Origin of the sequence: Tritonibacter mobilis F1926, assembly GCF_000376545.2 — a bacterium.
In the GTDB taxonomy this organism is placed as follows: domain Bacteria; phylum Pseudomonadota; class Alphaproteobacteria; order Rhodobacterales; family Rhodobacteraceae; genus Epibacterium; species Epibacterium mobile.
This window is the reverse complement of the sequence record NZ_CP015230.1, coordinates 1,091,643-1,118,075: the sequence shown is the minus strand read 5'-3', so window position 1 is coordinate 1,118,075 and position 26,433 is coordinate 1,091,643. Positions and strand designations below refer to the sequence as shown.

Genomic DNA, 26,433 nt, shown 5'->3' with positions numbered 1-26,433 from the left:
AACGCCCCGAAAACTCGGGGCGTCTCATTGTGCGCTCTGTCCTAAGATCTAAATCTCAGAGACCCAGTGCGGAACGCGCTGCCTGCAGGGCTGATTTCAAAAGCTCTGGATTGTCGCGCGCCTGAGTGATCGCCGATTTCACGGCGGTCTTTTTCAGCGGGTCCAGTTCCGAGCCATCAATCATTTCGATCACGCGGTCGTAGTTGAACCCTTCGGGCGTCAAAAGCTCCGAAGGCGTTGCAGCTTCTGCCTCTGCGGTGGCGTCTGCTGTAGTTTCCGGCGTGACGGCCTCGGTGACCGCATCTGCGGCATCTTGCGTCTCAGTCTGCGCCTCAGTGGCCAGATCGCTCGCCCCTTCGGTCACAGCGTTCACCGCGTCAGACGCTGTTGTCTGAGCAGCCTCTACGGCACTGGTTGCCCCCTCTTGTGCAGCCTCAACCGCGGCGGCGGCGCCTTCCACGGCTGTTGCAGCGCCTTCCTGTGCTGCTTCAACCGCTGCGGTGGCCTGTTCTTGGGCCGCCTCGACGGTTTCAGTCGCGCCATCCACAAGATTTCCTGCCGCGTCAGAGGCGGCCTCTGACGCGCTCTGAACTGCCTCAGAAGCCTGGTCGGCAACGGCTTGTGCAGTTTCCTCAACCGTGGTGACTGCTTCTTCTGCTGCCGCCTCAGCCTGTTCTTGCAAATCGGTGGCCTCGGCCTCACCGGTTTCGACTTCAGCAGCTTCGGTCTCTTCAGCAACGACAGGCGCTGCCTCATTTGCAACCTCAGCCGGTGTGTCAGTCACGGCCTGTTCGTCTGGCTGGTTCAAATACCACACGGCACCTGCAACCACGACCAAACCAATTGCTGCGCCCACTCCTGCGATTTTCATGGCAATATCCTTCCATGCTAACGTCCCGACGTGGGACGGATTGCAGATGTACTTCTGCTTAATTGACGGATACAACAAGGGGGAAGTCCTTGCACACGCTCCCCTCGGCCATGCTTTGCCAGCACATCCAGCTTATGCGTGAAATCTCTTGCCAATCGCAAAAACCCTTGTGTTTCCGGCTTGCAAGACTGTGAGACACCTATTAAATTCCCGGCTCAAATTTCTGCAATTATCAAAGGATAGAACCCATAGCTCGCAGACCTCATAACGCGCCGCCGACCCGTGACACTGGCCCGCGCGTAAACGACAAAATCCGCGCTCCCGAAATCCGCCTGATCGGTGCAGAAGGCGAAAACGTAGGCGTTGTGCATCCCGCAAAGGCGATGCAGATGGCCGAAGAGGCTGGTCTCGACCTTGTTGAGATCTCGCCCAATGCCACGCCCCCGGTCTGCAAGATCATGGACTTCGGTAAGTTCAAGTATGAACAGCAAAAACGCGAAAGCGAAGCGCGCAAGAAGCAGAAGATCATCGAGGTCAAAGAGGTCAAGTTCCGTCCCAACACGGATACCCACGACTATGACGTGAAGATGCGCAACGTGATCAAGTTTCTGGAAAACGGCGACAAGGTGAAAGTCACCTTGCGCTTTCGTGGCCGCGAAATGGCACACCAGAACCTTGGTCGTGAACTGCTGCTGCGCGTGGCCGAAGACATCAAGGAACTCGGCAAGGTCGAGAATATGCCAAAGATGGAAGGTCGTCAGATGATCATGATGATCGGCCCGCTTCCGACGAAGTAATGCGCATCGACCGCTCTTGAGCCGGTTGAACAAAAATCCGAATAAATAGCCTCCCCCGAGATTTTGGGGGAGGCTTTTTTATGTTCTCTGAACCTGCTGCGACGGGGTTAGCCCGCCGCTGTCACCGCCCGCTTGGTCATCACACCGACCAGATGCGCGCGATACTCTTTGGTGCCGTGGATGTCACCGATCATGCCCTCAGCTTCAACGGTCAGGCCGGATACCGCATCGGCGCTGAAATTGGCCGACAGCGCCGCTTCGGCCTCCGCCCAGCGGAACACGCCCTCCTCAGACGCGCCGGTAACCGCCACCCGCACGCCATCCGCAAACTTCGCGACAAAGACCCCAACCATGACAAAGCGCGACGCCGGTTGCAGGAACTTCTGATAGTTCGCCACCTCGGGCACCGGAAAGCGCACCTCGGTGATGATCTCACCCTCCTCCAGCGCGGTGGTGAACATACCTTGGAAATAGTCATCCGCCGCAATCTCGCGGGCATTGGTCACAATGGTTGCGCCCGACGCCAGAGCCGCCGCCGGGTAGCAAGCGGCAGGGTCGTTATTGGCCAGAGATCCGCCGATGGTGCCCCGGTTGCGCACCGCTGGATCACCAATCTGCCCGGCCAGCGCGGCCAGTGCCGGATAGGCGCTCGCACCTTCCGCAACCTCAGCATGGGTGGTGCCACCTCTCACAACCACCTCACGTCCCGAGGCAGAAATACCTTTCAACTCAGAGATGCCGCTCAGACTCACCAGGGTCGTCGGCATCGCCAGACGTTGCTTCAGCGTCGGGATCAAAGTCTGCCCACCGCCCAGCGCCTGCGCATCCTCTTCGCTCAGCGCCTGTACCGCATCAGCCACCGTTTCGGGACGTGCGAATTCAAACTCATACATCGCTCTTCCTTTCCGAAGGATCGCCCTTGGGCTCCTTCATCTTCTCATAAATATCCCCGGGGTGCGGGGGCTGGCCCCCGCTCCGCCGTCTCAACCTTGCATCGCCGCCCAGACCCGCGCTGGTGTCAGCGGCATGTCGATATGGGTCACATCCTTGCCGGCGGAGCGCAGCGCATCCACCACCGCATTGACCACTGCCGGCGGCGAGCCGATCGCCCCGGCCTCGCCACAGCCCTTCACCCCCAGCGGATTGTGGGTGCAGGGCGTCTGACAGGAATGATCCACCTGATAGAACGGCACATCGTCGGCGCGTGGCATGGCGTAGTCCATGAAACTCGCGGACAGGAGCTGACCATCCTCGTCATAAACACAGCCCTCCAAGAGCGCCTGACCGATCCCCTGCCCCAGACCACCATGCACCTGACCGTCGACGATCATCGGATTGACGATATTGCCAAAGTCATCGGCAGCGGCAAAGCGTTCGATGGTGACCTTGCCAGTATCGGGGTCAACCTCAACCTCGCAGGCATAGGCCCCCGCCGGATAGGTGAAATTGGCCGGATCGTAAAACGCCGTCTCCTCGAGGCCCGGCTCGATCTCTTCCAGCGGGTAGTTATGCGGCACATAGGCGGCGAGCGTCACATCTCCCCACGCCACGGATTTATCCGTGCCCACAACCGAGAACTTGCCGTCCTTTAGCTCGATATCGGCATCTGCGGCCTCCATCAGATGGGCGGCAATCTTCTTGGCCTTCGAAATGATCTTCTCGGTTGCCCGCACCATGGCAGAGCCACCCACCGCAAGCGAGCGCGAGCCATAGGTGCCCATGCCCATCGGCGTGTTGGCGGTATCACCGTGTTCGATCTCCACCATATCCTCGGGGATGCCGATCATCTCGGAGATCACCTGCGGAAAGGACGTCTCGTGTCCCTGGCCGTGGCTGTGACTGCCGGTCATCACCACGATGCCGCCGGTGGCGTTGACGCGTACCGTGGCGCTCTCATAGAGGCCCGCGCGGGCGCCCAATTGCCCGACGAGGTTCGAGGGCGCGATACCACAGGCCTCGATATAGCAGTTCACACCCAGGCCGCGCAGCTTGCCGGATTTCTCGCTCTCGGCCCGGCGCGCGGCAAAGCCTTTGATGTCCGCGATCTCTTCGAGCTTATCCATCGTCGCCACATAGTCGCCGGTGTCATATTCCACCGCCACAGGCGTGGCATAGGGGAACTCGGTGACAAAGTTCTGCCGCCGGAGCGCGATCGGGTCGACATCCAGCTCGCGCGCTGCCTTGTCGATGACACGTTCCAGCTGGAAGGTCGCCTCGGGCCGCCCCGCACCGCGATAGGCATCGACCGGCACCGTATTGGTGAACACCGCCTTGACGTTCACATAGATCAGCGGCGTCTTGTAATTGCCCGCCATCAGCGTGCCATGCAGCCAGGTCGGAACCGAGGGCGCAAAGGTCGACAGATAAGCCCCCATATTCGCATAGGTCTCGGTACGCAGAGCGGTAAAATTATTGTCCGCGTCCAGCGCCAGCTCAATCTTGGTCACATGATCGCGGCCATGCGCGTCCGACATAAAGGCCTCGGACCGCGAGGAGGTCCATTTCACTGCACGATTGAGCGCCTTGGCGGCAAAGGTGCAGAACGCCTCTTCCGCGTAGTGAAAGATCTTGGAGCCAAAGCCGCCCCCCACATCCGGGGCCACCACGCGCAATTTATGCTCCGGGATGCCAAGCACAAAGGCCCCCATCAAGAGCCGGATCACATGCGGGTTCTGGCTGGTGGTATAAAGCGTGCTCTCGCCGGTGGCGCGGTTGAAATCGCCCACCGCCACGCGCGGCTCCATCGGGTTGGCGACCAGCCGGTTGTTGACCAGCTCCAGCGTTGTGACATGGGCGGCGGCGTCAAAGGCCTTGGCCACCGCCTCCTTGTTTTCCTCTACAAAGCCCCAGTCATAGCAGAGGTTGGAGGTCAGATCGTCATGGACCTTGGGCGCGCCGTCCTGCAGCGCCGCCTTCATGTCGATCACGGCGGGCAGGTCTTCGATTTCCAGCGCAATCGCCTCGGCGGCATCGCGGGCCAATTCGGCGCTTTCGGCCACCACAGCGGCGATGGGATCGCCCACATGGCGCACCTTGCCCTGCGCCAGCACCGGATGCGCCGGTTCCTGCATCACCTCGCCAAAGCGGTCGGTCACTTGCCAGCCGCAGGGCAGACCGCCGATCCCTTCGAAATCCGCGCCGGTGAACACCCGCAGCACGCCGGGCATCGCCGCCGCCGCGGATGTATCAAGCGAGGTGATCCGCCCATGCGCCACGTCCGAGCGCAGGAAATGAACATAGGCCTGACCGTTTACATTGATGTCGTCGGTATAATTGCCGGTTCCCGTCAGGAACCTGATGTCTTCTCGCCGTTTGGTGGCGGCGCCGATGCCGCTCTCCTTGGCGTCAATATCTTTAGGCATTCTGACTTCCTCCCTTGAGGACTTTTATCGTCTCACCGGGCTCCTCTTCCCTGTGAACGACAAAGTTCAATTGTTAGATGCATCTTGGTCTGGCCTATTTTTCGATCTTCTGCGCGTACATGCTGCAATGGCCGCAATGACGATTACCATCAGAGCTTTTCCTACCAACTCTAAGGACTGCTGATAATGAGACGCATAATCTATGCGGGTCATGACAAAGCCTGTCCAAAATTGCTGGATTCCAATTCCGAGTCCTACGATCAGGACCCAAAACGCTATTTCACGGATAATCCTCATTTTTGATGCGAATTTGGCTCACTCCGCTGCGATGGCAGAGACATCCTGACCGGAGGCTGCCATGATCGCCTTGACGATATTGTGGTAACCGGTGCAACGGCAGAGGTTGCCCTCCAGATAATGGCGAATCTCGGCTTCGGAGGGTTTGGGGTTCTCCTTCAGCAATGCCGCTGCCGACATCACCATGCCGGGCGTGCAAAATCCGCACTGAAGCCCGTGATGTTCCTGAAACGCCGCCTGAATCGCGTTGAGTGTGCCGTCAGGAGCCGCCTGCCCCTCGATGGTGGCAACCTCCGCCCCTTCGGCCTCAAGCGCCAGCATGGTGCAGGATTTCACCGCCTTGCCGTCCACATGGACAACACAGGCTCCGCATTGGCTGGTGTCGCAGCCCACATGGGTGCCGGTGAGCCCCTGCTGATCCCGCAGGAACGACACAAGTAATGTACGACCTTCGACATCCCCGGACATGGGGGTGCCATTCACGGTCATCGAGACCTTCGTCATAAATTCCTCCCTAGCTTGAAATTCTTTGTCTGGCTGAGATCAGTTAATCACGGGTCAGAAGATGGCGCGAGGATTTTATGCGGCAAGGGAGGGCGAAGGAGATTGCGGATTGGCATGCCTCGTCCGACCAAGAGGTCGGACAGCACCTGACATTCCCGCCGGAAAGGCGCTTCTCGCCTCCCCCCCGCCTCCCCGTGGTCAGGCACGGTCCTTGGTGTTACTCCCCATCCCGCCGCGGCCTTGGCCGTGTGGGGATTTCCTTCAACAGACCGCCAACTCCCATCATCGCAATATCCGCCGACGTCACATCTATGCCGCAGACCACCCGTTCCAGCACCCAATCCGCCCCGTTGAGCGCAGGTGAGCGCGCACATCCGGGCAGGCCGATCACGGGTTTCTCGCCAAGATGGCCAAGAAACAGCAGGTTGCCCGGATCAACCGGCATCCCAAATCGTGTAACCGTGCCCCCAGCCAGGCGCAGCGCCTCTGGTGCGACATCCATAGGATCGGATGTCGCAGAGCCGGTGAGGACAAACAGAACCTCACCCGGCGCTTCCTTCAGTGCGGTGGCAATCTCTGCGGTATGATGTGGGATCACTACCCGTGGGCTCAGCACCATACCCATCCGTTCCAGACGCCCCGCCATCGCAGCGCGCCCTTTGTCGGACGGTATCTCTTGCGTCACCCGTGTTTCAATCAACGTAGCCGATGAATAAACCGGAGATCGCACGCGGAGCGCAGCCGTAGCCGCAGCCGTCGCTTGGTTCAGATGCGTTTCAGGCACCGCATATGAGATAATCTTGATCGTCGCGACCATGCCATCTGCATCAACCCGGTGATAATCTGGCACTGTCGCCACGGTGATCATCGGATCGATCGCATTCACCGCCGCGATCTGGCTGGCATCCAGCTGCAAAACGCCAGAGCTCAGCGCATAAAGATTGACACGTCCAGCGCCCGCACCCGATAGGCGCAATCCTTGTCCGTCCGCGTCCGGCACCAGAGCCTGCGCCAAACGCAGGGCCGCGTCGTTCTCATGCACGTCGCTGGGTTCAAGCCGCGCTACGACAATCTCACTGTGCCCTTCCTCGATCAGATCTTCGATATGATCTGCGGTCAGTTCCGTACCCTTGGCAATCTTATAGTCCAGTTGCGACGCGTAGGGGCGCGCGGTGGCCCGGATTGAATGCGCCGCAATCGCACCAAGAGCGTCGCGCACCGGAACCGGCCCGAATTTCATGCCGCTTTGCCCCGCAACACCGCCGTCATCTCGGCAAGGATGGAAACCGCAATTTCTGCAGGGCTTGCCGCACCGATATCAAGTCCGATTGGGCCATGGATACGGGCAATGTCCTCTTGCATGAAGCCTGCGGCAATCATGCGTTGGTGCCGCTGCCCGTGGGTGCGTTTAGACCCCAACGCGCCGATGTAGAAACACTCTGCTCGTAAGGCCGCCATCAGGGCCGGATCGTCGAGCTTTGGATCATGCGTGAGCAACACCAAAGCAGTGCGGGTATCCAGTCCAAGGCGCTCCACCGCTTCATCCGGCCAATCATCCACGATACGTTCGCCCGGAAACCGCTCGGCAGTGCCAAACGCTGCGCGCGGCTCAATGATTACGGGATCATAGCCCGCGATCCGCGCCATCGGCACCAATGCTTGCGCGATATGCACCGCCCCCACCACGATCACCCGCAAAGGCGGGTTGTGGATCGCCACAAAGGTCTCTCCATCGTCTTCAACGCCAGAGCGATCCATCCGCATGCGCTCCGGGTAGGATGCGGCATTGACCAAATGGCCCTCTCCGCTCGCGAGGCTTACCTCATAGGCCAGTGGGCGACGCTCATTACGCGCCAGAACCAACGCCTCCAGCGTGTCCTCAGCCAAGGTGTGACCAACGGGTTCGAGCAGGACCTTGATGGTGCCGCCGCAGGCCAATCCCACGGCAAAGGCGTCGTCATCGCTGACGCCAAATTCCAGCATCTTATGGCTGCCCCGCTCCAGCGCCTCCTGCGCTTCCATGATGACCGCACCTTCGACGCAGCCCCCCGAGACGGATCCCTCGACGCGACCATCTCCGCCAACCACCAGTTGTGATCCCGTGCGTCGTGGGGCAGATCCCCACGTCTGCACCACGGTACACAGCACCGCACCAATCCCTGCGCGGTGCCACGCCAGTGCAAGCTCAGGTGCATTGTCGAAACGCGACTTCGGTGCAGGTTCGCTGTCGGTGTTGGTGCCAGATGTCATCTCAGAAATCCCGGTGCCTGAATGTGTTTTAAACCATGGCTCTAAAGGTCAGAAGTTCAAGGATAAATCGCTTCAACTCAGAAACTCTTGAGCCTCTGTGCTTTGCATCAATGCCATAAGACGCGTCTTCTCGCCTGTATCCTCAGGCCGAGAGAGCACTCTGGCAAGATCTTCAAGCGAGGCAATGTTGTGACCTGCCCGGAAACTGTCCACATGGGGCAGCATCGCCTGAATGCCCTGCGCGCGTGGTGCAAATCCATCCCACCGTAAGAGCGGGTTGAGCCATATCAACCGCTTGGCAGAGCGCTGCAAACGCTGCATCTCGCGCGCCAAATCCACCGGATGCTCCCGGTCAAGCCCATCCGAGACCAACACCACCACAGCACCCTGCCCCATTACCCGGCGTGACCAGTCGCGGTTAAACGCATGCAGGCAGGCGCCAATCCGGGTACCGCCCTGCCAATCCTGCGCCTCAGCGCCTGCAGCGGCAAGGGCCGCATCTACGTCGCGTTGGCGCAAGTGACGGGTAATGTTGGTCAGCCGGGTGCCAAAGGTAAACCCATGCACTTGCGCCCAGCGCCCGCGCCTGTGGGCCTCTCGTGCATTGGTCAAAGCATGTAGAAAATGCAGCACCATGCGGCTGTATTGGCTCATGGAGCCCGAGATGTCACAAAGCACCACAAGATTTGGAAATCGCTCCGCCCGGCGCGTTCGGGCGATCCGGTGGATTTCGCCCCCCGTGCGGCAGGCGCCGCGCATCGTACGCCGCCAATCCGCCCGCGCGCCTTGCGGTGACGGCAGATGGCGGCGCGTTTTCAAAGGTTTGATCGGCAATGTAAGACGCGCGAGCATGCGTTTCGCCTTTGCGATTTCATCTGTGCTCATCTGTTCGAAATCAAGCGTTTTAAGCCGCTCTTCAGCCGAAAGCGTCATGGTCGCATCTATCTCGATCTCTTCGCCCTCGGGCGCATCCTGAGGCTGATCATCGGGCAATTGTCCCTGCAGCAATGCTTCCGCTGCACGTTTTTCCGCAGGTTTTGCGCTGCGCTCTTCCTGGACACCTCGGATCGCGGGCAGCATTGCCGCCATCATATGCTCCAGAAACCGCGGATCGCGCCAGTACAGCCGGAACACTTGCGCGAACACCGCCCGCTCTTCGGGACGCGATACAAAACAGGCGTGCAAGGTCCAGTAAAAGTCTCGCCGAGAGGTAAAGCCCACGGCAGCCACGGCCTTCACAGCATCCATCACGCGCCCGGTGCCCACATTCAGACCCGCCTTGCGCAAAGCGCGCGCGAAATGGGTGATATTTGCAACCAGCTTAGGGTTTTCCGGCAAACTCAGGGTCGGGACCTCTGCCATCACCCATTATGGGGGCGTTGCCCCCACACCCCCAAGGTATTTGAAAAAAGATGAAAGGACATATTAGCGCTCCTCAAGAGATGCCCGCGCCTGATCGAGCAGACGTTTGGCCTCGGAGCCTTGCAGTCGGGCGATGTCATCTTGGTATTTCAGCAATGCCCCCAAGGTATCGGCAATGGTCTCGGGACTTAGGTTCACAACATCAAGCGCCAGCAGGCAGTTGGCCCAGTCAATGGTCTCTGCCACGCCCGGTTTTTTGAACAGATCCTCCGTGCGCAACGCCTGCACAAAGGCCACCACCTCGCGGCTGAGGGTCTGCGCTGCCTGCGGCACCTGTGCGTGCAGAATTTCAAGCTCACGTTCAAAATCAGGATAATCCACCCAGTGATAGAGACAGCGGCGTTTGAGGGCGTCATGCACCTCGCGGGTGCGATTTGACGTCAGGATCACCATTGGAGGCTCAACTGCTTTGATGGTGCCGAGTTCTGGAATGGTCACCTGAAAATCAGAGAGTGCTTCGAGCAGAAACGCCTCGAAAGGCGCGTCGGTGCGATCAAGTTCGTCAATTAGCAAGATCGGTGCGCCACGCGGGTCTGGTTGCATCGCTTGCAACAGCGGGCGGGCAATCAGGTAATCCTCTGAGAAGAGTTCGTCCTGCAGCGCCTTACGGTCTGTATTGCCCGTAGCCTCTGCGGTGCGGATCGCCACCATTTGCGCGGCGAAATTCCATTCATAGGCGGCGCTCGCCGCGTCCAACCCCTCATAGCATTGCAACCGGATCAAGGGACGCCCTGTCAGGGCAGAGAGAGCCTTGGCAATCTCTGTCTTGCCAACGCCTGCCTCTCCTTCGAGGAACAACGGACGATTGAGGCGGGCAGATAAAAACACCACCGTCGCCAAGGCTCTGCCACAAATATATCCCACCCGTGCAAGCTCGGCCTGTACGGCATCAATCGACTGAAATTCTGCCTGTTGTGTCATGCGGCGCGCCTCTTGGTTCAGGTTCTGCCAAGAGGCCATGGCCGCCCCCCTTGCGTCAAGCAGCCTCAACGCGGAGGTGATGCAACATATTGCGGGCTTTGACGCCGGACAGATTGACGGCGCCGCCTGCAGGGTGCGACAACACCAGCGCCAAGGACCCCGGCTGAACGGGTGGGGAGAAAACGCCCCTGCAGGCGATAAGAGGCACGATCCACGCGTTCATCTGGGGCGTGGAGCACAAAGAGGGACAGGACAATGCGCATCACCGCGGTGACCTGCGTCAAAAACGAAGGCCCATTCCTGCTGGAATGGATCGCGTATAACCGCCTGATTGGCGTGACGGATTTCCTGTTTTATTCCAACGATTGCACCGATGGCACTGATGCGCTTTTGGATGCGCTGGCAGCGCGTGGCGGTGTCACTCATCTGCCCAACCCGGCACAGGGACGCGCCTATCAGATGGAGGCGCTGAAAGATTGCGCCCATCAGCCCATTGTACAGCAGGCCGATTGGCTTTGGATTGCGGATGTGGACGAATTCCTGAACATCCATGTAGCCGATCACACGATCCCTGCCCTGATTGAGGCCTGCCAGAACCCACAGGCGATTTCGCTTTCATTCCAGTTTTTTGCCAATGGGGGTGTTGAGAGTTTCTCTGACCGCCCGGTCATTGATCAATTCACCCGCTGCCATAACCCCGACATCTGGTGCGGAGAGACCGCAATCGAGGTGAAGACCTTGACCCGCAGGGATTTCCCACTGGGGTATTATGGCGCGCATCGCCCGTTTATCCGGAAGGGCGCAGATATACGCCCGCGCTGGTGCGATGGCGGCGGACGGCAAGTTCCGCAGAAGTTTCTGGTCGCGGCCAACCCACGCCGCATTCGCAAGTTCCCAGCCAAGGGCGCGCGACAGTTCGCAACACTCAATCACTACGCCCTGCGCGCGCTTGACAGCTATCTGGTCAAAAATGATCGTGGCGATGTGAACCGTGAGAACCGCGCCTTTGACGATACCTACTGGCGGGAGAGGAATGATCCTGCCTGGGAGGATCGCTCGATCCTGCGGCTACTGCCTGCGCTGCAAGCTGCATTGGACGAGATGAAATCCGACCCGGAGATTGCCCGCCTGCATGCGGATTGCGTCGCCCGTCACAAGGCGCGGCGCGATGAGCTTCTGGCGCAGCCTGCCTATCAGGCGATGCGCGCGCAGTTGCAAAAAGCCTCTCCGCTGCCGCCGCAGGAAGAAGACATGATGCTGCGGCTGGGATTGATGTGAGACCTGTTGAATGACCGTTGAAATCATCAACCTTGGGCTGCCGAAATCCGGAACCACCACGCTGAAACATGCGCTGACGCAGGCGGGGTTTTCTGTGGCCGACCACCGGATGAAATCGCGCGAGGATCCCAACGATCCGGCCGACAGAGTGTTTGTTGGCGATCTGATGTATCAGGGGCTGTTTAAATACGGCGACCCGCTGGCCCTGCTGAACGACCATGACGCGCTGACCGAAATTAGTTTTATCTACGGTGGGAATTCTGTCTGGCCGCAATGCGATCATGCGTTGTTGTTGGCGTTGCGAAAACTTCACCCAAAGCTGTGTTTTATTGCGACACGGCGCGACACAGAGCACATGGCGCGCTCGATCATGCGCTGGAACAACCTTGGCAAACTTCGCATTCCGCTCTCCACCGTTCCCGGACTCCCGGTCGGATACGGCCATGAGATCGATGAGCAAATGATCTGGATCGATGGCCATTATGAGGCCCTTGCCCACTGGTTCCGCAATGATCCGCTCTATCTGGAACTGGACGTTGCCGCCCCCGACGCGCGGCTGCGGCTTGAGCGTTTCTTGGGCCGTCCGGTGCCGTGGTGGGGACAGTCCAACATCAACCCGGAAGATCGCGCCGCACAAGATGGCCGCGCAGAACAGGATAGTGCGCGTTGATGCGAATTTATCTTCATATCGGCCTGCACAAGGCGGGTTCTGAACGTCTGCAGGCGGTGCTCGCGGACAAACGCGATCAGTTGTTGGCGCGCGGCGTGATGGTACCGCGTGCCGCAGGACCAAAGAACCACACGCGTCTGTTTATGGCGGTCACCGATCCAGACCATGTCGACCCGCTGCGCTATAATCGGGGTTTCATCGGCACAGCCAAACAAGCGCATCTGCGCGAAACACTGGTCGAAAGCCTCGCTGCGGACATTGCCAAACACGCACCCCATACGCTGATCCTGAGCGCCCACCAACTCGGCACACAATTGTCGCGCCAGAGCGAATTGGAGCGGCTGAAAGCGCTGTTGACGCCGTTCTCTGATGACATTCGCATTGTTGCGCATCTGGATGCACAGGCGCGCATGCTGGCAGATGTCTTTGCCGAGCAGGTCTTTGAAGGCCGTGCCACCGGGCTGGCCCGCGAGGTGGAACTGACCCGCGAGGACAGCTGGTGGGATGCAGCACTGGACACCCTGCCACCGGTAGACCCACAAGCGGGTCAGTTCGAGGAAACCCAAGGCGCGCCTTTCTGGCTTGATTATCAGGCGCTTCAAGCCTTTTGGGAGCAGGTCTTTGGCGAGGGCTCGGTTACGTTTCGCAGCTATGACCCGGCAGAGTTTGACAGCGCGGACATCACCCAAGAGATCTGCGCGGCCTTTGGCATTGAGGGGCAGATCGGGCGTGCAACGGCTATAAAACCCAGCCTACCTGTTCCTGCCGCATGGCTCACCCGTGGGCGCCAGTTCAATGCGCTGCTGCTCAGGCTTTTGGCGCAGGGCAACCATATCCTGCCGCGCAAGCTGTGGCGGCAGATGATCCAAGACCTCCATGTCGAGGGTCCGCCCATTGACGTAGCACGGCTTGGTGCCGTGACACGGTATTTTACCGATCAAAACGCCGCGCTTTGTGCAGCGCATGAGGCGCTGTCAGAACACATCTTCGAGGTTGCGACCTCGACCGAGGAATGGGCAGAAACTGACCCGCAGATGGGATTTCGCGCCTCGCAATATCTTATGGCCTTTCTGCACCGAATTGAGAAAGCGACAGCGGAAGAGCGCGCCGCACGCGAGGGCGATCTGCTGGCGCACCGGAGCGCTCGCGCGGCGCAGACGAGCGCAGTGGGTGCCGCACCCTCCGCAAAGGCGCGCCGATTGATGCCTCCATTGGCGCTTAAGAATTTTGCAATGTTGCAGGGGTCTTCGTTCAAGCCGCATGACCAACTTGGCCGGGTGGATGAAACCGCCCAAATGCCGCCCTACACTGAAGTTACGCCGCGCAAGCTCTCAAAAGGACAAAGCGGCAATGTCATCGTCGGCTGCATGAAAGATGAAGCACCTTACATCCTCGAATGGGTGGCCTATCACCGCATGATCGGGGTCGATCATTTCCTGATCTACACCAATGGATGCAGTGATGGCACTTCGGAGCTGTTGGACCGCCTGCAGGACCTTGGCATCCTGCAGCATCGCAACAATGACAACTGGAAAGGCAACTCCCCCCAGCAATATGCGCTCAATCAGGCGCTGAAAGAGCCGGTGATCAAACAGGCCGACTGGGTCATCCATATCGACGTCGACGAGTTCATGAACGTGCGCTGTGGCAATGGAACACTGGATGATTTCTTTGACCATGTGCCGGACGCCACCAATGTCGCGATGACATGGCGGTTGTTTGGCCACAACGGCGTCACCGCCCTCAGCGACCGGCCTGTGATCGCGCAGTTCGATCATTGCGCGCCAAAGTTCTGCCCCAAGCCACATACGGTCTGGGGCTTTAAAACCATGTTCAAAACTATTGGTGCCTATAAGAAAATCTCCTGCCACCGGCCCAACAAGCTGGAAGAAGACAAACGCGCGCAGGTGAAATGGGTCAATGGCTCCGGTCAGGACATGACGCAGGAGGTGGCGGACAATGGCTGGCGCAGCTCCAAAAAATCCATCGGTTACGATCTGCTGCAACTGAACCACTACGCGCTGCGCTCGGCAGAGAGTTTTCTGGTAAAACGCCAGCGTGGTCGGGCGCTGCATGTGGATCGCTCCATCGGGCTGAACTACTGGATCCGCATGGATTGGAACGACCACCGCGACATCACCATTCAGCGCAACCTACCCAGAATGCAGGCAGAAATGGCGCGTCTGATGGAGGATAAAACCCTGTCCGATCTGCATCAGGCGGGGCTTGAGTGGCACCGCGCCAAGGCGGCAGAGCTACACCAGCGCGCCGAGTTCGAAGAGCTCTACCGTCAGGCTCTGGAGATCGACCTTACCGCAACCGAACGCGTCGCTTGGGCGCTCTCGCTGGATCTGGAGAGCTGATGATGCGCACGCTGGCCGTTCTGACCGTCCGAAATGAGGCCGCCTATCTGTTGGAATGGCTCGCCCATCACAAGGCGGTGGGGTTCACGGATTTCCTCGTCTTTTCCAACGATTGCGATGATCAAACGGTGGAAATGCTGGACCGCTTGGACGAGATGGGCCATCTCGCACATGTTGAGAATACCGGCCCCTTTGATAAAGGCGGCATCCAGTTCACCGCCATGAAACGCGCCGACAAACACCGGCTGACCAAACGCGCCGATTGGATCATGGCGCTGGATGTCGATGAATTTGTGAACATCCACACCGGCAAAGGGCAGATCAGTGATCTGTTGGAGGCCCTGCCGGAGGCCGATGCAATCACCCTCACATGGCGGCTTTTTGGCAATGCCGATCAGGTCCGCTATCAGGGGGAACGTGTCACCGATCGCTTCACCCGCGCGGCCCCCGCAGTGATGCACTGGCCATGGCGTGCTTCCATGTTCAAAACGCTTTATCGCAATTCCGGCGTCTACCGCAAAATCGGCATCCACCGCCCGCGCAATGTCAAAGACGACGCCGCACTGGAGCAGTTTCGCTGGTTTGACTGCGTCGGGCGCGAGTTGATGGGCGATTTCAAGACCAAGCGGGTGTTTTCCAACTATGGTCAGGACAATTATGCGCTGGCGCAACTCAACCATTACCCACTTGGCGCAATGGAGAGCTACATCCTGAAGGCCAATCGCGGTCGTGCAGTCCATTCAGACCATCTGCTGGACATCGACTACTGGGTGGAGCGCAACTTCAACACCGATGAAGACACCACTATCGCACGCTACCGCCCTGCACGCGATGCGATCCTCGATATGCTTCTTGAGGACGCCAGACTGCGAAAATTGCATGAACGCGCGGTGCAGTGGCGCAAGGACCGCTTTATGGAACTGATGCGCGAAGAGCCCTATCGCGCGCTCTTTGGTCGTTTGATGATGACACCGCCCTCGCGCCCCATCAGTGATGTGACAGGTCGTACCCTGGCCGGGTTTGCCACATTAGGCATGCGCCAGCGCCGCACGGTACGCATAGAGCCAAAATCAACCGAGAGCCCGGAAACTGGGCCCGGCAACACGCCAACACAAAGCTCCGAATAATCAGGAGTTATCCCCACTGCGGCAACAATGGCCGACAATTGGGCCAAGGTTTTTCTAAATTTAGCCTCAATCTCCACCTAGATCTTACCCTGAGCAAGACCGAAAAAACGGGTGGCAGGTGGCGCAAATGCAAGACGACACAGATATCCTCGAGCAGGACCTTTCAGGATTAAAGCCTGCGGAATGGCAGGCCCGCCTGGCAGAGATGGCTGAGGAAAACGGCATGTATCAGCCGCTCGGTGATAGGCATTTCGCCACATTCATCGATCAAGGCAACACGCTTCTGGTAACGTTCGAGAGCCGTCAGGGCATCGAGAGCTTTTCTGAAACCGCCCAGCCACTGGGGTTTGATCTGGTCAAGAATTTGGGCTGGTCGCATCTATGCGTGATCTCGGATGGCGACACCTGGTTTCGCGAGGCGCGTATCTACGGGTTCTTCGATCAGTTGATCGACGATGGTTTCTTTGAAGAATTCGACAATGTCGTCTTCTATGGCGCAGGTCCCTGCGGCTATGCGGCGGCGGCGTTTTCCGTTGCGGCCCCCGGTGCCACAGTGGTGGCGATCCAGCCGCAAGCAACGCTCGACCCGCGTATGACCGAATGGGACGACCGCTTTGTCGAGATGCGCCGCACCTCCTTTACCGACCGCTACGGCTATGCGCCGGATATGCTGGATGCAGCTGACAAGGCCTTTGTGCTTTATGATCCCTACCAGTCTCTGGATGCGATGCACGCGGCCCTTTATGCGCGCCCCAATGTAACACGTCTGCGGCTTCCTTGCATGGGAGATGCAATCCAGACCCGCCTGATCGAGATGGATATTCTCTATCGGATCATGTCCCTTGCAGGCAGTGGGCGGCTCACCGCAAACGCATTCCACCGGCTCGCACGGGCGCGGCGCGACAATAATGTCTACCTGCGTAATGTTTTGAACCGGCTCGATTATCTTGATCGCCCCTATCTGAACGTGCTCCTGTGCAGAAACGTCAATGATCGCCGCCGCCTGCCGCGTTTCCGTCGCCGCCTGCGCGGTCTGGAACAGCGCGCGACAGACGGCGAATTTCGCCTGCCCCCCGGCCCGGTGCTTCCACCAGAGAAGCCCCAGACCGACAGCGGGCATTAACCCGCCTTCCCAAGCTCATGGGGCTGTGCTAACGCCTGCCCCATGACCCAGAGCCTGACGATCACCCGCCCCGACGACTGGCATCTGCATCTGCGCGACGGCGACATGCTGCGCGCGGTGCTGCCGGAGACCGCCCGCCATTTTGGCCGCGCCATCATCATGCCAAACCTCGTGCCGCCGGTGGTGACCGGCGAACAAGCTGGCGCTTACCGCGACCGCATCCTGTCCGCCCTGCCCAGCGACATGACGTTCGAGCCGCTGATGACGCTCTACCTCACCGAGGACACCGACCCCGAGGATGTCGCCGCCGCCCATGCGTCAGGCCTGGTGAAAGCGGTCAAACTCTACCCCGCCGGGGCCACCACTAACTCCGCTTCCGGCGTGCGCGATTTCGACAAGGTGCGCCCGGTGCTGGAGAAGATGGCCGAAATCGGCCTGCCACTCTGCACCCATGGCGAGGTCACCGACCCCGACATCGACATCTTTGATCGCGAAGCGGTGTTTATCGACCGGGTTCTGGACCCAATCCGCCAGGCGACCCCGGGCCTGCGTGTGGTGATGGAACATATCACCACCAAGGACGCTGCCGATTACGTGCGGTCGCAGGATAAGGATCTGGGCGCGACCATCACCACGCATCACCTGATCATCAACCGCAACCACATCCTCGTCGGTGGCATCAAGCCGCATTACTACTGCCTGCCAGTTGCCAAGCGCGAAGAACACCGTATCGCCCTGCGCGCTGCCGCCACCTCGGGCGATGCACGGTTCTTCCTCGGCACCGACTCAGCCCCGCATACAGACGCCAACAAGCTGCAAGCCTGCGGCTGTGCGGGCTGTTTCACCGCCACCAACACCATGGCGCTGCTGGCCCATGTGTTTGAAGAAGACGACGCGCTGGACCAGCTCGAAGGCTTTGCTTCCAAGAACGGTCCCGCCTTCTACCGACTGCCGGAAAACCCCGGCCAGATCACACTGGTGAAACAGGACGCGCCCGTCGCGTTCCCGGAGCAGATCGACACGCCGGACGGCCCGGTCACCGTCTTTGATCCCGGATTTCCGGTGCATTGGACCGTCGCTTGACTTCATCTTCTTGATAAATATCCCCGCCGGAGGCTCCCGCCCGCGCCTCTGGCACTCTGCTCTCGAAGGATACGCCATGATCCCCTCCTCCTACCCCTCACCCGAAGAAATCGCCCGCCTCTCCGCCCGGATGCTGTTGGAAATCGGCGCGGTGAACTTCAACACCGATGAGCCCTACACGCTGGCCTCCGGCTTGCCCTCGCCGAGCTACATCGACTGCCGCAAGCTGATTTCTTTCCCGCGCATCCGCTCCACTCTGATGGATTTCATGGCGGTCACCGTGATGCGGGATGCAGGTTTTGAAGCCTTTGACAATATCGCCGGCGGCGAAACCGCGGGCATTCCCTTTGCGGCCTTGGTGGCCGAACGTCTCGCCCTGCCGATGACCTATGTGCGCAAAAAGCCCAAAGGCTACGGCCGCAACGCCCGTATTGAGGGTGCAATGTCCGAAGGCGAGCGGGTGCTTCTGGTCGAAGACCTGACCACCGATGGTGGCTCTAAGCTCTCCTTTGTGGATGCGATCCGCGACACCGGCGCGACCTGCGGCCACACGGCGGTGATTTTTTATTACGACATCTTCCCCGAAACCACCAAAACACTGGGTGATCACGGCGTCGCACTTCACTACTTGTGCACATGGTGGGACGTGCTGAAAGAGGCCCGCGTTCAAGGGGCATTCAGCGTCGAAACCCTTGATGAAGTAGAGAAATTCCTGCGAGATCCCCGCGCTTGGCAAGACGCCAACAAGAAAGCCTGAGGAAAACTCTACCCCCAAGGCTACTGATTTCTGTGGAAAAGGTCGCACCGAATCGGAGCGGCCTTTTCCATATCTCGTGGCTGACGCGACTTGCGCACCCCAGATACAGAAGTCAGACGCGCCTATCCCGGTTTTTCGAAAAATTGCCCACATCCGTCTCTGCGGTTATCCTCACTTCATCCACAGGGATTTCCAGATGGAAATCAGGTTCGAATCCAGCGTAGAACTCGGGCCTATCACAAGAGAGCAGACATGAACGAGATCACCTCATTTAACGGCGATCCACAGCCGCCCGCGTCACCAGACTCCAGCGGCTCGGCAGGTGAAGCACAGGCATCGGAATTGCCCCACTCCGTCGAGGCGGAACAGCAATTGCTGGGGGCAATTCTCACCAATAATGACGTCTACGACAAAGTCGCCTCAATCATTAACTCCTCGCATTTCTATGATCCCGTGCACGCCCGGATCTATGAGGTCGCAGCCGCCCGCATCTCAAAAAATGCGCTGGCCTCGCCGGTCACCCTCAAGGCCTTCATGGAAGATGATCAGGGCCTGCGCGAACTGGGGGGGCCCGCCTATCTGGCCAAGCTGGCCTCTGCATCGATCTCCGCCTTTGCGGTGCGCGACTATGCGCAGATGATCTATGATCTGGCGATCCGGCGCGAGTTGATCGCTCTTGGTCAGACCATCGCCGAAAAGGCCCGCCGCGTCGATGTCGCCTCGGAACCCAAGGAACAGATCGTCGAGGCGGAACAGTCGCTCTATCAACTTGCCGAACAGGGCCAGACCGAACAGGGCTTCAAATCCTTCCTGCGCGCCGTGACCGAGGCGGTCAATGTCACCAATGAGGCCTACCAGCGCGGCGGCGGCATGGCCGGGATTTCCACCGGGCTTGACGATCTCGACAAACAACTCGGCGGTTTGCACCCATCGGACCTGTTGATCCTCGCGGGACGTCCCTCGATGGGGAAAACCTCGCTCGCCACCAACATCGCCTTCAACGTAGCCAAAGCCTACAAGCGCGGGCTGAAACAGGACGGCAGCGAAGGCGCGGTGGACGGTGGCGTTGTCGGCTTCTTCTCGCTTGAGATGTCAGCCGAACAGTTGGCGGGCCGTATTCTGGCCGAAGCCTCCGAGATTTCCTCGCACAAGATCCGTCAAGGTGACATGACCGAAGAGGAATTTCGCCGCTTCGTGCAGGCCGCCAAGGATCTGGAGAGCTGCCCGCTCTTTATCGACGACACCCCCGCGATCCCGATCTCGCAGCTTGCCGCGCGCGCGCGACGTCTGAAACGGACCCACGGGCTCGATCTTCTGGTGATCGACTATCTACAACTCTGCCGCGGCATGTCCGACAACCGGGTGAACGAAATCGCCGAGATCTCCATGGGTATGAAGGCCATCGCCAAGGAATTGAACATCCCCGTGGTCGCCCTGTCGCAGCTGTCACGTCAGGTGGAAAGCCGCGAAGACAAACGCCCTCAGCTGTCGGACCTCAGGGAATCGGGCTCGATCGAACAGGACGCCGATGTGGTGATGTTCGTGTTCCGCGAAGAATACTACAAGGAACGCGAAAAACCCGGCGATCACGAACTCGACAAGATGGAAGAGTGGAAACAGGCGATGGAGCGTCTGCACGCCAAAGCCGAGGTCATCGTCGGCAAGCAGCGTCACGGCCCCATTGGCACGGTGGAGCTATCGTTCGAGGCGCAGTTCACCCGTTTTGGCAACCTCGCCAAATCCTGGCAGCAGCAGCCCGACGGCTACTAAGAAAAACTCAGGTCTGCGGGGACACGCGCCCCGCCCTTTCACCCTTTATCAAATACCTACTGCGCGATCTCGGCTCGCAGTGCGTCTCGGAAAACCGCTGCGGGTGCGTCTGGGCAGCATCGACCGACCGCGCGGAAGTCTCCAAGATCAAAGCGCGTCCGGCTGTCGTGGCGTACTCACTGCGCTGGGTCAGGTCACTTTCAATTGGCCGCAGCGTTGCCGAAGTACACCTCTGGGTCCACAAGCGTGCCATTTGTTGTGGCGATGTAGAACACGCCGTCTTTTACTTCACCGACCTTGCCATACTTGGAATGCGTGACCTCGAAGTCATTCAATGTAACGCGACCGTCCTCGTCGAAGCTTGTCGAGGTTTCGGCCGTGATACCGAAGTCGCGGGTCAATTCAGACGCCTTAATATTAAACCACATTCCTGTGACAGCTAGGACATGTTGACAAAAGGGATTCACACTGGGGCTTCGACGTGATTCAAACTGGTATCTGCTATGGAGATCAGCTTGCCCCGAAACCTGATGAGCGACGACGAGTGGTCGCTGTTTGAATACTTCATTCTTGCGATCCGAGCCCGGAATGGGCGCAAGCCTACCAACCATCGCCTTGTACTGGATGGGATATTCTGGATTGCACGCACCGGATCACCTTGGCGAGATTTGCCCGAAGAGTTTGGCAAATGGTCCAGTGTTTACCGCCAATTCCGGCGCTGGACGTTGGCTGGGCTGTGGGAGGACATACTCGAAGCCTTGAACCAAAGCGGGGCCGTTCCAAACGCTCTCCAAATGATCGACAGCACTGTTATTCGCGCGCATCATCAAGCAGCGGGCGCAAAAGGGGGACTCCGAGACAGGGTTTTGGCCGTTCAAGAGGTGGCTTCACGACCAAGATCCACCTCCGCGTCAACGCGCACGGGTTGCCCATGAGAACAGACATCACACCGGGGCAAACTTCGGACTACCTTGGTTTTGATCTCGTCATGTCTGATAATCTGCCTGAGCCGAAAGTGCTACTGGCAGATCGGGGCTATGATGCTGATCGCATTCGGAAAAACATGAATGAACGTGATATCCTGACCCAAATTCCGATGCGAAAGACCCGCAAGATGCGCGTCGGCGTGGATCATGGGCTGTATCGATTGAGAAACCTGGTCGAACGGTGTTTCAATAAGCTCAAGAACGCCCGCCGCGTTGCTACCCGGTATGACAAAACTGCAGAAAGTTACCTCGGGTTCATCGACATCACATCCATCCGGCTCTGGGTGCGCCATTTGTCAACATGACCTAGATCATGCGCCTGTTTTTCTTCAGCTCGGGTCAGTTGCTCAGGAGAAAGCTCCGCCAAAGCCAATTCAGCGTCCTCAAGCTTTGCGTGTGACCAAATAAAACCGCTATCGGTTTCAGCCCTAGCGACACTATCATCAACTGGATAAGTAACTGTGTTTCTTGTCCAGTTTGCCTGCTTGGCAGCGGTAATCATGTCCCCCAAACGCTCCGCCGCCGCAGCAACAGCATCTTCACGGGTCTCATAGTGGCCCATCCCCGGTTGCTGGGCCTGCGCCATGGAATTAGCCGTATAAAGCCCCATCGACAGACGGTTTTTGTATCCGTTCTCTGCCTGAAAGGCATCGGATGCGGCCTGTCTGGCATAGGCGTCGGCGAATATTTTAGCGCGCTGCGCTGGATCGGAGAACCGCCCGCCATAGGTGCCGCCTTCCTCGGGGATTCCAGCCCCTGCGCCCTCGAAGACCGGTGCCGCAGGTTCTCCCGCCCTTGCTGCAAGCGCAATCTTGCTGAGTGCAAATTTCACGGCCTGATCGGCGACAGATGACGATGCCAGCGACGTCCTCGGTGCCTCTGTGCCATCCTGGCTTGCCCCTGCGGTTTTGAACAGGGCGAGCGTCTGTTCGCTCAAAGATTGATTGATATACATGGTGACCTCTCAATATCTCAAAGTCTTGAACCAGTCTGACCAGGGTAGATTTAACAAATCACGCAGACCAATACTCGCATAGGTAGAATTGCGGATATCTCTAGTAAAAACCGCGATGGTGAGGCACGTGGAGCCAGTCCAGCGGGCGCGCGGTCGTGCCTCCTCTCGGCCCCTGAAGCAGCGCAATAGCCTGCCCAAAGCCACCCCCGATGCGGTTTCCCCCTTGACCCCGGTGGCCTCCATGTCATGAACGACGCATGAGCACGGCACGTTTAAAAATCAACCTGGATGCGTTGGCGATCAACTGGCGCAATCTGGATGCCAAGACCGGCTGCGAGACCGCAGCCGTGGTCAAGGCCAATGGCTATGGTCTGGAATCTGGTCGCGTCGGCAAGGCGCTGGCTCAGGCAGGCGCCCGCAACTTCTTTGTCGCCATCGCCGAAGAGGGCATCGCGCTCCGGCGTGCGCTGGGACCGGGACCCGGAATTTCGGTCTTTTCCGGTCATATGGAGGGTGACGCAAAACTGTTGCGCGACTTCCAGCTGACACCAATGCTCAACTCGCTTGACCAGATGCTGCGCCATTTCGAGAGCCTTCCGGGACATCCCTTTGGCGTGCAGCTCGACAGCGGCATGAACCGGCTCGGGATGGAGGCGGCCGAATGGATGGCGGTGCGCGACATTGCGCTGGATCAGAACCCGGTCCTCTTGATGTCGCATCTGGCCTGTGCCGATGAACCCGGCCACGGCATGAACCCCTATCAGCTCAAGAACTTCATCGAGATGACCGAGGGGCTGAACCTGCCCCGTTCGCTCGCCGCCACCGGCGGTCTGCTTTTGGGGCGCGACTATCACTTTGATCTCTGCCGCCCGGGCATCGGTCTTTATGGCGGTGCGCCCTACAGCGACGCCCTGCCGGTGGTCGAACTGGAGGTGCCGGTGATCCAGACCCGCGACCTCGCACCGGGCGAAAGCGTGGGCTACGGCAACACCTGGATCGCACAGCGCGACACCCGCATTGCCACCATTGCGGCAGGCTACGCAGACGGTCTGCACCGCGCCTTTCAGCGCCAAGGCATCATGGCCTATGCAGGCTCCATCCCTTGCCCCGTGGTGGGGCGGATCTCAATGGATCTGATCACTGTGGACATCACCGATCTGGACGATGTGCCCCCCTATCTGAGCCTGATGAACGAGGCGCAGACGGTGGATGTTCTGGCCAATGCCGCCGACACCATCGGCTATGAGGTTCTGACCTCGCTCGGCAATCGCTATGCGAGGACCTATAGCGCATGACCCCCATGTCCGCCCTTGGGATGATCGGCCGCACCTCGCTGGGCCGCCTCGCGGCCCTCGGGCGGATCACGCGCTTTGCCGCCTCGACCTTCAGCCATATGCTGCGCCCGCCGTTTTACCCGCGCGAGTTTGCCAATGCGCTGCTGCAGGTCGGCTGGCTCAGCCTGCCGGTTGTTGCCCTGACCGCGATTTTCACCGGCGGTGCGCTGGCGCTGCAGATCTACGCCGGCGGCGCGCGCTTCAATGCCGAGGCCGTGGTGCCGCAGATCGTCGCCATCGGCATGGTCCGCGAACTCGGCCCGGTGCTGGTGGGGCTGATGATCGCGGCGCGGGTGACCTCATCGATTGCCGCCGAAATCGCCACCATGAAAGTCACCGAGCAGATCGACGCGCTGGTGACGCTCTCCACCAACCCGATGAAATACCTCGTCGCGCCGCGTGTGCTGGCGGCCCTGATCACCGTGCCGGTGCTGGTTGGCGTCGGTGACATCATCGGCATCATGGGCGGCTATGTGGTCGCCACTGAGACCCTGGATTTCAACGCCGCTGCCTATCTGAAAAACACCGTCGATTTCCTTGAGCTGCGCGATATCGTCTCAAGCCTGGTCAAGGGCGCAGCCTTTGGCACCATCGCCGCCCTCATGGGCTGCTACTACGGCATGCAGTCGGGCCGCGGCGCGCAGGGCGTGGGCCGTGCCACCAAAGGCTCGGTCGAGGCCGCCGCCGTGCTGATCCTCGCCGCCAACTTTGTGCTGACCGGGGTGTTCTTCTCGCTATGACCCATCCGATGATTGAAATGCGTCAGGTCGCCAAGGCCTTCGGCTCCAACGAAGTTCTGCGCGGTGTCGATCTGGAGGTCGCCAAGGGCTCCTCTCTGGTCATCATCGGCGGCTCCGGCACCGGAAAATCCGTGGCGCTGAAATGTGTGCTTGGCCTCATTGAGCCCGACACGGGCGAAATCCGCGTTGATGGCAAACCCGTGGGCCAAGGTGATCGCGATGCCTTCCTTGCCCGCTTTGGCATGTTGTTTCAGGGTGCGGCACTGTTTGACTCGCTGCCCGTCTGGCAGAATGTGGCCTTTCGGCTTTTGCGGGGCCGCCTCGCCCGCCCCCGTGATGAGGCTCGCGAGATCGCCATCGAGAAACTCCGCCGTGTGGGCCTGAAGGCCGATGTGGCCGACCGCCTGCCCGCAGAGCTGTCGGGCGGTATGCAAAAACGCGTGGGCCTCGCCCGCGCCATTGCCACCGACCCGGAGATCATCTTTTTCGACGAGCCCACCACCGGGCTCGATCCGATCATGTCCGGCGTCATAAACGACCTCATCCGCGAGATCGTGGTGGAGATGGGCGCCACCGCCATGACCATCACGCACGACATGACCTCAGTGCGTGCCATCGCCGACAATGTTGCCATGCTGCACGGCGGCAAGATCCGCTGGACGGGTCCCGTGGCGGAGATGGATCAGTCGGGCGACCCTTACGTGGAACAGTTTATCTCTGGCAGTGCGGAGGGGCCGATCGAGGCGGTGCGGTGAGTAGTGATCAAAGTGATCTCGACAGTTACGCGCAGGCATATCTCCTCGCTTTTGAGGCGATGTACCACTTCGGTACAGAGGAATCCCGCGGTCACACTTATTGGTTCGGACCCGTATACCATAATCTAGGGATGGCTGCTGAGCTGTGTTTCAAACACTTTTTGCACACAAACTCGGGAACCTTCGACCGTACCCATGATCTATGTGCTCTCTATGCAGGGGTCCGAAAGCTACTCCCGGACCCTATATCCTTTGAACGTGATCTCGGTGAGGTTGCAAAACAATGGTGTGAGCCCTCTGGCGACTTAAAAGCCAGGCTCACAACCAAGGAAGCACGGGTATCATATTACGTCTTTTGGCTGCAGCTATCTCTTCTCAATCAAACTTATTATCGAGATCAGTGCAGCCACTCCCGTTTCAAAACACGCTACCCAACGCCTACCGATATGACCTATTACCCTATCAACTGTGCCCTGATTGCTAACGGTGTGAGAGCGCTTCTCGAGAGTGAGCAATACCAGCGATGATCCTCCTCCGCCTCGCCAACCTCGCCCTGCTGATCCTCTACCCCGTCGCGTGGTTTGCGCCTCTGTTGCGGGCTGGTCTTCTGCCGATCTTCGGCCTGTCGGAAATCTCCGTCCTCACCGGCCTTCAGAGCCTCTGGGGCAGTGACATCGTGCTGGCGCTGGTGGTCACCGCATTTGCGCTCTTCGCCCCCTACCTCAAGACCATCGGCCTCGCGCTGGTGCAGTTCCACCTGCTGGATGCGCGCAGCCTGCCTGTGCTGAATATCCTCGGCAAACTTGCGATGGCCGATGTCTTCCTGATTGCACTTTATATTACGCTGGCAAAAGGCATCAGCTACGCCACCATCGAGGTGGCCTGGGGGATGTATCTCTTCACCGCCTGCATCCTTGCCTCCATCGTTCTGTCGATTCTGACGGACCGCCAGATCAAACGTGAGTCGGCGGCGGGTCAATGACGGCCCAGCGGGCCGCCGCGCCCCGCGCGGTCGCAGATCATTGAGGCGCAGGCGACTCGCATTCAGGCTGGACAAGGCGCGTTCAG

Annotated in this window: 24 protein-coding genes; 14 read left to right on the top strand and 10 right to left on the bottom strand. The window is 59.4% G+C overall.

The genetic code is table 11. From position 1 onward, the window contains the following. Positions 1-55: 55 nt before the first annotated feature. Entirely contained in the window at positions 56-871 is an 816-nt protein-coding gene (locus K529_RS05375) for a hypothetical protein (protein ID WP_046002179.1), read from the bottom strand. Positions 872-1,077: 206 nt separating this feature from the next. Here K529_RS05375 and infC point away from each other — a divergent pair, with 206 nt between their 5' ends. After that, complete coding sequence (infC, locus tag K529_RS05370; RefSeq protein WP_323807504.1) at positions 1,078-1,668, top strand: translation initiation factor IF-3; 591 nt, start codon at positions 1,078-1,080, stop codon at positions 1,666-1,668. Positions 1,669-1,775: 107 nt separating this feature from the next. Here infC and K529_RS05365 read toward each other — a convergent pair whose 3' ends face one another. The 7 genes from K529_RS05365 to K529_RS05335 form a co-directional block, all read right to left on the bottom strand. Further along, positions 1,776-2,561 (bottom strand): FAD binding domain-containing protein, encoded by a 786-nt coding sequence (locus K529_RS05365; RefSeq protein ID WP_046002180.1) that lies wholly within the window; start codon positions 2,559-2,561, stop codon positions 1,776-1,778. Positions 2,562-2,651: 90 nt separating this feature from the next. Next, complete coding sequence (locus tag K529_RS05360) at positions 2,652-5,030, bottom strand: xanthine dehydrogenase family protein molybdopterin-binding subunit (RefSeq protein ID WP_046002181.1); 2,379 nt, start codon at positions 5,028-5,030, stop codon at positions 2,652-2,654. A 315-nt stretch (positions 5,031-5,345) separates the two neighbouring features. After that, positions 5,346-5,831: a (2Fe-2S)-binding protein gene (locus K529_RS05355; RefSeq protein WP_005611806.1), complete on the bottom strand. Its 486-nt coding sequence runs from the start codon at positions 5,829-5,831 to the stop codon at positions 5,346-5,348. A gap of 217 nt (positions 5,832-6,048) precedes the next feature. Then, a complete protein-coding gene (locus K529_RS05350; protein WP_005611809.1) occupies positions 6,049-7,071 on the bottom strand; it encodes a molybdopterin-binding protein in 1,023 nt (340 codons plus the stop codon). Then, complete coding sequence (locus tag K529_RS05345; RefSeq protein ID WP_005611812.1) at positions 7,068-8,081, bottom strand: XdhC family protein; 1,014 nt, start codon at positions 8,079-8,081, stop codon at positions 7,068-7,070. The genes K529_RS05350 and K529_RS05345 overlap by 4 nt, the downstream gene beginning before the upstream one ends. A 72-nt stretch (positions 8,082-8,153) precedes the next feature. Continuing rightward, positions 8,154-9,443 carry a vWA domain-containing protein gene (locus tag K529_RS05340; RefSeq protein WP_046002182.1) on the bottom strand — a complete coding sequence of 430 codons (1,290 nt, stop codon included), beginning with the start codon at positions 9,441-9,443 and terminating at the stop codon, positions 8,154-8,156. 63 nt (positions 9,444-9,506) lie between these two features. After that, the gene (locus K529_RS05335) at positions 9,507-10,424 is read right to left on the bottom strand and encodes an AAA family ATPase (protein WP_040643317.1); all 918 of its coding nucleotides are present in this window, start codon (positions 10,422-10,424) and stop codon (positions 9,507-9,509) included. Between the two features lie 255 nt (positions 10,425-10,679). On the opposite strand from K529_RS05335, the gene K529_RS05330 reads away from it, so the two are divergent. The 8 genes from K529_RS05330 to K529_RS05295 all read left to right on the top strand — a co-directional run bounded on the left by K529_RS05330 (position 10,680) and on the right by K529_RS05295 (position 20,595). After that, positions 10,680-11,702, top strand: coding sequence for a glycosyltransferase family 2 protein (locus K529_RS05330; protein ID WP_005650341.1), 1,023 nt, complete (start codon positions 10,680-10,682; stop codon positions 11,700-11,702). A gap of 10 nt (positions 11,703-11,712) precedes the next feature. Next, the gene (locus tag K529_RS05325) at positions 11,713-12,372 is read left to right on the top strand and encodes a sulfotransferase (RefSeq protein ID WP_005650339.1); all 660 of its coding nucleotides are present in this window, start codon (positions 11,713-11,715) and stop codon (positions 12,370-12,372) included. Then, positions 12,372-14,735 (top strand): glycosyltransferase family 2 protein, encoded by a 2,364-nt coding sequence (locus K529_RS05320; RefSeq protein WP_046002183.1) that lies wholly within the window; start codon positions 12,372-12,374, stop codon positions 14,733-14,735. Before K529_RS05325 ends, K529_RS05320 begins: the two co-directional genes overlap by 1 nt. A gap of 2 nt (positions 14,736-14,737) precedes the next feature. After that, positions 14,738-15,862 carry a glycosyltransferase family 2 protein gene (locus K529_RS05315; protein ID WP_227512280.1) on the top strand — a complete coding sequence of 375 codons (1,125 nt, stop codon included), beginning with the start codon at positions 14,738-14,740 and terminating at the stop codon, positions 15,860-15,862. Between the two features lie 127 nt (positions 15,863-15,989). Beyond that, positions 15,990-16,985, top strand: a complete 996-nt coding sequence (locus tag K529_RS05310) for a hypothetical protein (protein WP_046002184.1) — start codon at positions 15,990-15,992, stop codon at positions 16,983-16,985. 42 nt (positions 16,986-17,027) lie between these two features. Beyond that, positions 17,028-18,068: a dihydroorotase gene (gene pyrC / locus K529_RS05305; protein ID WP_046002185.1), complete on the top strand. Its 1,041-nt coding sequence runs from the start codon at positions 17,028-17,030 to the stop codon at positions 18,066-18,068. 76 nt (positions 18,069-18,144) lie between these two features. Then, positions 18,145-18,825 carry an orotate phosphoribosyltransferase gene (locus K529_RS05300; protein ID WP_040643227.1) on the top strand — a complete coding sequence of 227 codons (681 nt, stop codon included), beginning with the start codon at positions 18,145-18,147 and terminating at the stop codon, positions 18,823-18,825. Positions 18,826-19,077: 252 nt separating this feature from the next. Next, on the top strand, positions 19,078-20,595 hold the full coding sequence (locus K529_RS05295) for a replicative DNA helicase (RefSeq protein WP_005646628.1): 1,518 nt from the start codon (positions 19,078-19,080) through the stop codon (positions 20,593-20,595). A 200-nt stretch (positions 20,596-20,795) separates the two neighbouring features. On the opposite strand, the gene K529_RS05290 is transcribed toward K529_RS05295, so the two are convergent. After that, the gene (locus K529_RS05290) at positions 20,796-20,996 is read right to left on the bottom strand and encodes a hypothetical protein (RefSeq protein ID WP_131664976.1); all 201 of its coding nucleotides are present in this window, start codon (positions 20,994-20,996) and stop codon (positions 20,796-20,798) included. A gap of 102 nt (positions 20,997-21,098) precedes the next feature. Here K529_RS05290 and K529_RS23010 point away from each other — a divergent pair. Then, positions 21,099-21,886 (top strand): IS5 family transposase gene (locus K529_RS23010; protein WP_157888506.1). Its coding sequence is split into 2 segments (ribosomal slippage): positions 21,099-21,435 and positions 21,435-21,886, totalling 789 coding nucleotides; the frame shifts between segments, so codons are not numbered across the junction. On the opposite strand, the gene K529_RS05280 is transcribed toward K529_RS23010, so the two are convergent. Then, positions 21,826-22,536 carry a hypothetical protein gene (locus K529_RS05280; RefSeq protein WP_065317474.1) on the bottom strand — a complete coding sequence of 237 codons (711 nt, stop codon included), beginning with the start codon at positions 22,534-22,536 and terminating at the stop codon, positions 21,826-21,828. The genes K529_RS23010 and K529_RS05280 overlap by 61 nt on opposite strands. A gap of 257 nt (positions 22,537-22,793) precedes the next feature. Between K529_RS05280 and alr the strand changes: the two genes are divergently transcribed. The 4 genes from alr to K529_RS05255 all read left to right on the top strand — a co-directional run bounded on the left by alr (position 22,794) and on the right by K529_RS05255 (position 26,347). Then, a complete protein-coding gene (alr, locus tag K529_RS05275; protein WP_046002023.1) occupies positions 22,794-23,831 on the top strand; it encodes an alanine racemase in 1,038 nt (345 codons plus the stop codon). Beyond that, entirely contained in the window at positions 23,828-24,610 is a 783-nt protein-coding gene (locus K529_RS05270; protein WP_046002022.1) for an MlaE family ABC transporter permease, read from the top strand. The genes alr and K529_RS05270 overlap by 4 nt, the downstream gene beginning before the upstream one ends. A gap of 8 nt (positions 24,611-24,618) precedes the next feature. Further along, a complete protein-coding gene (locus K529_RS05265) occupies positions 24,619-25,365 on the top strand; it encodes an ABC transporter ATP-binding protein (RefSeq protein WP_046002021.1) in 747 nt (248 codons plus the stop codon). Positions 25,366-25,888: 523 nt separating this feature from the next. Further along, on the top strand, positions 25,889-26,347 hold the full coding sequence (locus K529_RS05255) for a paraquat-inducible protein A (RefSeq protein ID WP_005667596.1): 459 nt from the start codon (positions 25,889-25,891) through the stop codon (positions 26,345-26,347). Positions 26,348-26,433 lie beyond the last annotated feature (86 nt).